The sequence below is a fragment of the Streptomyces sparsus genome (assembly GCF_054776295.1).
In genome coordinates, this window is record NZ_BAAHCA010000154.1 from 1 (window position 1) to 7,850 (window position 7,850).

7 protein-coding genes are annotated in these 7,850 nt (G+C 69.8%); 4 read left to right on the forward strand and 3 right to left on the reverse strand.

What is annotated here, in order from left to right; all coding sequences use genetic code 11:
• Positions 1 to 25: 25 nt before the first annotated feature.
• On the reverse strand, positions 26 to 2,626 hold the full coding sequence (gene clpB / locus ACYVE9_RS10535; protein WP_461027511.1) for an ATP-dependent chaperone ClpB: 2,601 nt from the start codon (positions 2,624 to 2,626) through the stop codon (positions 26 to 28).
• 226 nt (positions 2,627 to 2,852) lie between these two features.
• Here clpB and ACYVE9_RS10540 point away from each other — a divergent pair, with 226 nt between their 5' ends.
• Entirely contained in the window at positions 2,853 to 3,425 is a 573-nt protein-coding gene (locus ACYVE9_RS10540) for a Uma2 family endonuclease (protein ID WP_461027512.1), read from the forward strand.
• A 355-nt stretch (positions 3,426 to 3,780) separates the two neighbouring features.
• On the forward strand, positions 3,781 to 4,416 hold the full coding sequence (locus ACYVE9_RS10545; RefSeq protein WP_461027513.1) for a DUF4360 domain-containing protein: 636 nt from the start codon (positions 3,781 to 3,783) through the stop codon (positions 4,414 to 4,416).
• 253 nt (positions 4,417 to 4,669) lie between these two features.
• Here the strand turns inward: ACYVE9_RS10545 and ACYVE9_RS10550 are convergent, their stop codons facing one another.
• Positions 4,670 to 4,846 (reverse strand): hypothetical protein, encoded by a 177-nt coding sequence (locus tag ACYVE9_RS10550; protein ID WP_461027514.1) that lies wholly within the window; start codon positions 4,844 to 4,846, stop codon positions 4,670 to 4,672.
• Positions 4,847 to 4,892: 46 nt separating this feature from the next.
• Positions 4,893 to 5,375, reverse strand: a complete 483-nt coding sequence (locus ACYVE9_RS10555) for a hypothetical protein (RefSeq protein WP_461027515.1) — start codon at positions 5,373 to 5,375, stop codon at positions 4,893 to 4,895.
• Between the two features lie 714 nt (positions 5,376 to 6,089).
• Between ACYVE9_RS10555 and ACYVE9_RS10560 the strand changes: the two genes are divergently transcribed.
• Together ACYVE9_RS10560 and ACYVE9_RS10565 are read left to right on the forward strand one after the other, a co-directional pair.
• Entirely contained in the window at positions 6,090 to 7,040 is a 951-nt protein-coding gene (locus ACYVE9_RS10560; protein ID WP_461027516.1) for an ABC transporter ATP-binding protein, read from the forward strand.
• Positions 7,037 to 7,801 (forward strand): ABC transporter permease, encoded by a 765-nt coding sequence (locus tag ACYVE9_RS10565; protein ID WP_461027517.1) that lies wholly within the window; start codon positions 7,037 to 7,039, stop codon positions 7,799 to 7,801. Before ACYVE9_RS10560 ends, ACYVE9_RS10565 begins: the two co-directional genes overlap by 4 nt.
• Positions 7,802 to 7,850 lie beyond the last annotated feature (49 nt).

Consider the following 7,850-nt stretch of genomic DNA (forward strand, 5'->3'; position numbering starts at 1 on the left):
GCCCGGCACGGCCGCTCGGGGCCGCTCAGTCCCGTGCCGGGCCGACGGTCAGCCCGCTGCCGGGCGCGTCGCCGGTGACGTCCACCCGGACGGTGTCCCCGTCGAGCACCTCGCCACTGAGGATCTCCCGGGCCAGCTGGTCGCCGATGGCGGTCTGCACCAGCCGCCGCAGCGGGCGGGCACCGTACGCGGGGTCGTTGCCCTCGACCGCCAGCCAGTGCACCGCGGCGTCCGAGACGTCCAGGGTGAGCCGGCGCTCGGTGAGCCGCCGCTGGAGGCTCTCGACCTGGAGCTTCGCGATCCGCTCCAGCTCCTCGCTGTTGAGGGCGGCGAACACCACCAGGTCGTCCAGCCGGTTCAGGAACTCGGGACGGAACGCGGCGCGCACCGCGCTCAGCACCCGCTCGCGCTGCTCCTCGGGCTTGGCCAGCGGGTCCATGAGGTGCTGGCTGCCGAGGTTGGAGGTCAGGATGAGGATGGTGTTGCGGAAGTCGACCGTCCGTCCCTGGCCGTCGGTGAGCCGGCCGTCGTCCAGCACCTGGAGCAGGACGTCGAAGACCTCGTGGTGGGCCTTCTCCACCTCGTCCAGCAGCACCACGCTGTACGGCCGGCGGCGCACGGCCTCGGTGAGCTGGCCGCCCTCCTCGTAGCCGACGTACCCGGGAGGCGCGCCGACCAGGCGGGCCACCGAGTGCTTCTCGCCGTACTCGCTCATGTCGATGCGGATCATCGCCCGCTCGTCGTCGAAGAGGAAGTCGGCGAGCGCCTTGGCCAGCTCCGTCTTGCCCACGCCCGTCGGGCCGAGGAACAGGAACGAACCGGTGGGACGGTTCGGGTCGGCGATGCCCGCCCGGCTGCGGCGCACCGCGTCGGACACCGCGCGCACCGCCTCGGACTGGCCGATCAGCCGCCGGCCCAGCTCGTCCTCCATGCGGAGCAGCTTCTGCGTCTCGCCCTCCAGCAGCCGGCCGGCCGGGATGCCCGTCCAGGCGGCCACCACGTCCGCGATGTCGTCGGCGCCGACCTCGTCCTTGACCATGGTGTCCTTGGCGGCCTCCTGCTCGGCTGCCGCGGCCTCCTCCAACTGCCGCTCGACCGCCGGGATCTCGCCGTACAGCACCTTGGACGCGGCGTCGAAGTCGCCGTCCCGCTCGGCCCGTTCGGCCTGGCCGCGCAGCTCGTCGAGTCGCTCCTTCAGCGCACCGACCTGGTTCAGCGCCTGCTTCTCCTTGTCCCAGCGGGCTGTCAGCTGCCGCAACTCCTCCTCGCGGTCGGCGAGATCACGCCGGATGCGGGCCAGCCGCTCGCGGGACGCGGGGTCGGACTCGTTGGCGAGCGCAAGCTCCTCCATCTTCATCCGGTCCACCGAGCGCTGCAGCTCGTCGATCTCCACCGGCGACGAGTCGATCTCCATCCGCAGCCGGGACGCGGCCTCGTCGACCAGGTCGATGGCCTTGTCCGGCAGGAAACGGGAGGTGATGTAGCGGTCGGACAGCGTCGCGGCGGCCACCAGGGCGCTGTCCGCGATCTGCACCTTGTGGTGCGCCTCGTAGCGGCCCTTGAGCCCGCGCAGGATCGCGATGGAGTCCTCGACGGTGGGTTCGGCCACCAGCACCTGCTGGAAGCGGCGCTCCAGCGCCGGGTCCTTCTCAACCCGCTCGCGGTACTCGTCCAGTGTCGTCGCACCGACCATGCGCAGCTCACCGCGGGCCAGCATGGGCTTGAGCATGTTGCCGGCGTCCATCGCGGAGTCCCCGCCCGCGCCGGCACCCACCACGGTGTGCAGCTCGTCGATGAAGGTGATGATCTGGCCGTCGCTCGACTTGATCTCGGACAGGACCGTCTTCAGCCGCTCCTCGAACTCACCGCGGTACTTGGCACCGGCGACCATCGCCCCCAGGTCGAGGGAGACCAGCCGCTTGTCGCGGAGCGACTCGGGCACGTCGCCCTTCACGATGCGCTGTGCCAGGCCCTCCACCACGGCCGTCTTGCCGACGCCCGGCTCACCGATCAGCACCGGGTTGTTCTTGGTGCGACGGGACAGCACCTGCACCACCCGGCGGATCTCCTGGTCCCGGCCGATGACCGGGTCGAGCTTGCCCTCGCGGGCCGCCGCGGTGAAGTCGGTGCCGAACTTCTCCAGCGCCTTGTAGGTGCCCTCCGGGTCCGGCGTCGTCACCCGACGACCGCCCCTGCTGGCCTCGAACGCCGCCAGCAGCTTCTTCGCCGTGGCCCCCTGCTCGGTCAGCAGCCGGCCGGCCTGGCCGCCCTTGTCCGCGGTGGCGATGAGCAGGTGCTCGGTGGAGACGTAGGCGTCACCGAGCTCCTTGGCGCGCTGCGCGGCGTCCGCGATGACGGCCAGCAGCTCACGGTCGGGCTGCGGCCTGGCGACCGTCGCGCCGTGCGCGGTCGGCAGCCTGCCCAGCTGGCGCTCCACCGCGGAGCGCACCGCGGCCTGGTCGGCGTCCGCGGCGGCCAGCAGGTCCTGGACGTTCTCGTTGTCGGAACCCTCCAGCAGGGCGAGCAGCAGGTGCCCGGGGGTGATGTCGGAGTGGCCCCCGGTGACGGCACGGGTGTTGGCCGCACTGATCGCGTCTCGGCTCTTGTTGGTCAGCTCGGCATCCATCTGCGTTCTCTCCTCCTCGGTACACCTGACGGCTCCGGGACTCCCCGCGCCCTGACTCAATCAACGTGTACAAAGTTGAGTCTATTCCACTCAAGGAGTGGATTCATCGTTTCTTCGGCAGGTCACCTCCACTCTTCAGGGTGAACGCCACCTTCGCAGCTGGCACCTGGCGACACCGCTCCGGTAGGACTGGCCTTCGACCGCTGGGGGGTGCAGCATGACGGCCATGGCACACGAGCCACCACCGACGCAGGAACAGCTCCTCCTGGAGAGCTTCCTGGCCCTGGAGACCCCCGAAGGATTCAAGGCCGAGCTCATCGAGGGGGAGATCGTTGTGGCACCGCCACCCGACGGCGATCACGAGGACTACATCTCCACTGTTGTCAGGCAGGTGCTGCGGTCCGCGGCGACCGAGATGGACGTCTCCGGAAACAAGGGGCTGATCCTGCCCCGGGGCGGGCTGTGCCCGCGCAATCGGGCCACCCCCGACGCCACCTTCGCACCCCGCACCCTGCGGCTCTTCCGGGGCGCCGAGCCGTGGATGCCCTGCGAGGGCGTGGCCATGGTCACCGAGGTGACGAGCAGCCGGCCCTCCGGGGACCGCGCCGCCAAGCGCTCCTGCTACGCCCGTGCGGACATCCCGCTGTACCTGCTCATCGACCGCGAGCAGGGCACGGTGACGCTGCTCAGCGAACCCGACGGCGACGACTACAGCCAGGCCCTCTCCCGCTCGTTCGGCAAGCCCGTTCCGCTGCCCGAGCCGTTCGCCTTCGACCTGGAGACGTCCGACTTCGCCTGAGCGGCACGCCGCCGACACGGGCGCGCGCTCTCGTCCTGCCGAGCACCCCCGGGCACGGCGGTCCGGCACCCGTCCGCCGTGCCGCCGTTCGTCCCTCCGTCCGGCCCCTCGTCCCGGCGCGGCACTTCCTTGCCCCCGGCATTCCCCGGAATTTCCCCGGCCAGAGGCTCGCTTTTCGGCCGCACGGGAAAGCGGAGTCGGCCACCCCTCCTCACCGCGTCCGGAAAGCGCGGGCTCGGAGTCGGCCAAAGAGGGACTGGGGATTTCTTTGGCCGATACCGGCCGTCCCGGCCCAGCGTCTTCCGTGCTGACATGTACCGCACATCAGCGACGGGGGCCGACCGGAGGGAATTCCATGGTGAAGTTGCTGGCCACGTTCAGTGCCGTCGCCTCGCTTTTTGTTGCGTCGTCAACGACGACAGTCGAGACCCTGCCGACGCCGCCGGACAAGATAGTCATCACCCTCGCCACCGTGAACGGCTCCGGCTGCCCGGCCGGCACCGCGGCGGTGGCCGTGGCGCCCGACAACACCGCGTTCACGGTCACCTACAGCGACTATCTGGCCCAGGTGGGAGTGGGCGCCAAACCGACCGACTTCCGCAAGAACTGCCAGCTCAGCCTGCGGGTGCACGTGCCCCACGGATTCACCTACGCGATCGCCCAGGCGGACTACCGGGGATTCGCGTCCCTGGCCGAAGGCGCCACGGCCGTTCAGCGGGCCAACTACTACTTCCAGGGAATGTCGCAGACGGAACACCGTTCCCACACGTACTCCGGGGAGTACAGCGACTACTGGCAGAACACCGACGTCACCGACATCGCGGCCCTCGTCTACGCCCCCTGCGGGGAACAGCGCAACTTCAACATCAACACCGAACTCCGCGTGCACGCGGGCACGTCCGACCCGAAGAAGACCACCAGCTTCATGGCGATGGACTCCACGGACGGAAACATCAACACCGTTTACCACCTGGCGTGGAAGAAGTGCTGAACGTCCCCCGGAGCCCGAGGATAATCCCCTGACCGCCGGAACACGGTGACGCCGAAAGGAACACCCGCCGGAAACACCTGACGCCAGGTGACACCGCGACAGAGCCGAATCGGCGCCGAAGAGAACCGGAATGCGTCGGCCCTCGGGGCCACCACACCCGCGGTGGCTCCGAGGGCCGACGTCCGGCGGTCCCCCGCCCGCACGGCGGACGTCGCCGGCGGCAGGGGACGACCGGTGGCCGTTCTGCCGGTGGTCAGTTGTCCGTGCGGGCTTCGGACTCGACCGCCGCCTGCCGCAGTTCCACCAGCGCCCGCAGCGCGTGGCTGTACAGCTGGATGCTCTTCTCGCTGTGGGTGGTGACGGCCGTCCTGACCTCGTGGTAGGTCTTCGCGATGACCTCGTCCAGGTCGTCGATGTCGATACCGTTCATGCGGTTCCTCGTCCCGGTCGGGTGGTCAGTCCCGGCCGATCGGCCACTAGGTGAGGCTCTGCCAGGGAGCGCAGTCCGTGGCGGTCTCGGTGCCCCTGCACACCGTCAGGCGACCGGTGGTGGTGGGCATGAGGGACTGCCGGAGGTGGATGTCCACGGATCCGGTCCCGCACACCTCCGCGCGCTTGAACGCCGGGGAGGGGGCGAGGTCGAAGGTGAACTGGGTCCACACCGACGCGCATCCCGGTCCCGTGTTGGTCAACTCCCCACTGACCACGAGGTTGCGGAAGAGTATCTGGCCGGGCTCCGTCCACCGGTGTCCGGAGGCGGTCGCCGACCCGTGCGTCGCCGACCACGGCAGGGCGCCCGGCGGTGCAGCGGCGTGCGCGGCGGCCTCGGCTAGGTGCGCGGCACCGGACGAGGCGGTGGCGGGCGAGGCGGTGACGGAGGAAGCGGTGGCGGATGAGGCGGAAGCGAGCACGGCCAGCGCCGCGGCTGCTCCGGCGACCGTCCATCTGTGGGCACGCATCAGGTCAACTCCTACTCTTCCAGGGACAGATCGGGCGGTGTCCGAACGCCGTGGCGCCTGCGCGGCACGGACAGCGCGGCGAGATGGCCGCACATGCCGTGCACGGATGAGCGGGGTGGCGTGAACACCGAGCACAGGTACACACCGGGCAGCGGTCTGTGCGGGTCGCAGCGCCGGACGCCCGCGTCGTCGGGAACGAGTGGCGGGACTCACAGCGGGGTGGATTACCGGGATTGCACGGATTCCCGGAGAACCGGGCCGCGCCACCACGCGTCAACACTCCTGCACGCAGTATCAGGTCTGTGGCACAGCAGGATCGACAAGCCCACTGGCTCCGGACGCGAGAGCACAAGGGCGTCCTGCATCCACCCACAGCTGAATCAATTCCCCGTTCACCCCATTCCCTGCCAACGCGGTGGTCAGTCGCGCGACACGTAAGCTACCCAACCCCCTGGGGAGGGTCAAGGGCGCCTATTGGGTGAGGAAAATCGGCGTCTGCACGCGGTGGCGAGCAAGCCGACTGCCCGGATTCACCACGGCGGAAATTCACCTCATGCCCGACACGGGAATCCTCGAGAAGACCTCAGATCAAAGCCGCAAGCACCATTTCCCAGTTCAGCACCCGGAATTCTCTAATCCGCTTCCCCGTCACTGCCCGGTCCGTGGCAGGATCTGCACAGCCGTCCCGCGCTCGTCCCGCCTGAGGAAGGACCCATGTCGGAAACGGAAGCCAGTCACATCCACGCCCATGACGTCTGGCGCCGCTACGGACGCGGGAAAAGCGCGTTCAACGCCGTACGCGGGGTCAGTTTCACCGTCCAGCCCGGCCGGCTGTTCGCGCTGCTCGGCACCAACGGCGCGGGCAAGACCTCCACCGTGGAACTGCTGGAGGGACTGGCCGCCCCGCACCGCGGACACATCCGCCTCTTCGGCGGGCTCGACCCGATCGCCGACCGGGCCCGCATCCGGCCGCGCACCGGCGCGATGCTCCAGGAAGGCGGGTTCATCTCCCACCTCACCGTGCGGGAGAGCGTCGAGATGTGGGCCGAACTCACCTCCCGGCCGCGGCCCGTCGCCAAGGCACTGGAACTCGCCGGCCTTTCCCGCCGCGCCGAGGTGATGGTGCAGAACCTGTCCGGCGGTGAGAAGCGCCGGCTGGACCTGGCCGTCGCCACTCTGTCGCAGCCCGACATCCTGTTCCTCGACGAACCCACCGCGGGCATGGACGCCGAGGGCAGGCACGCCACCTGGCGCCTCATCAGGCAGCTCCAGGAGCAGGGCTCGACCATCCTGCTCACCACGCACTACCTGGAGGAGGCCGAGTCCCTCGCCGACCGGTTGGCGATCATGCACCGGGGACGGATCGCGGCGTCCGGCACCGTCTCGGAGGTCGTCGCCGACCACCCCTCCACCCTGTCGTTCGGCCTGCCCGAGCAGTGGTCCGTCGAGGACCTCCCGCTCAGCGGTACCGCCGAGGGTCACCACGGGCGCGTCACCGTCACGACCGCGCAGTTGCAGAAGGACGCCGCCCGGCTGCTCGGCTGGGCCGAGGAGCACGCGGTGGAACTCGACCGGTTCACCGCGCGGCCGGCCTCCCTGGAGGAGGCCTTCATCAGCATCGCGACCAGCGACACCACCGAGCAGGAGGAGGGGGAGGAACCGTGAACGGCCTGGCCGCACAGCACATGAAGACGCTGTTCCGCATCGAGTGGAAGCTGTTCAACCGGATCAAGGCCAACTACATCTACGTGGTGCTGGTCCCGATCATGCTGCTGCTGACGATGCGGTTCGTGCAGGAGCAGATGGAGGTCGACAGGTTCGGCCTGAGCCCCGGGCCGCTGATGGTGTCGACGGCCGCCGGCATCCTGCTGATCTTCTCGCTGTACTCCTCCGTCACCGGCCTCTACGTGGCCCGCCGGGAGGAACTCGTCCTGAAGCGGCTGCGCACGGGTGAGGTCTCCGACCCGGTGATCCTCGCCGGCGGCGCGTCGATGTACATGACGGTCTGCGTGGTGCAGATCGCCGTGGTGACCGGCGTGCTGTCGGTGATGTTCGGCATCGCACCCCGGCAGCCGCTCGCGGCGCTCGCCGGACTCGTCACCGGCGTCGCCCTGATGACGGCCATGGGGGCCGCCACCGCGGCACTGTGCCGGACCATCGAGTCGGTGATGATCGCCACCCTGCCGGCCATCTTCGTCCTGCCGATGATCTCCGGCATCTACATCCCCCGCGAGGTGCTGCCCGACGCCCTCGGTGACGCGCTGCTGTTCGCTCCGCTGTCCTCGACCATCGACCTGTTCCGCTCGGGATGGACGGGTGAACTCGGCGCGGGCGCCGCACTGTTCCGGGTCGCCCTGGCAGTCGGCTGGACCGCCGTGTTCATGTGGATCGCCGTCCGCCGCTTCCGCTGGGAGCCCCGCGTCTGACCGGGCCGTCCCGACCCGGCCCGGCGCCCGGCGGGCGGGCTGCGGCGGG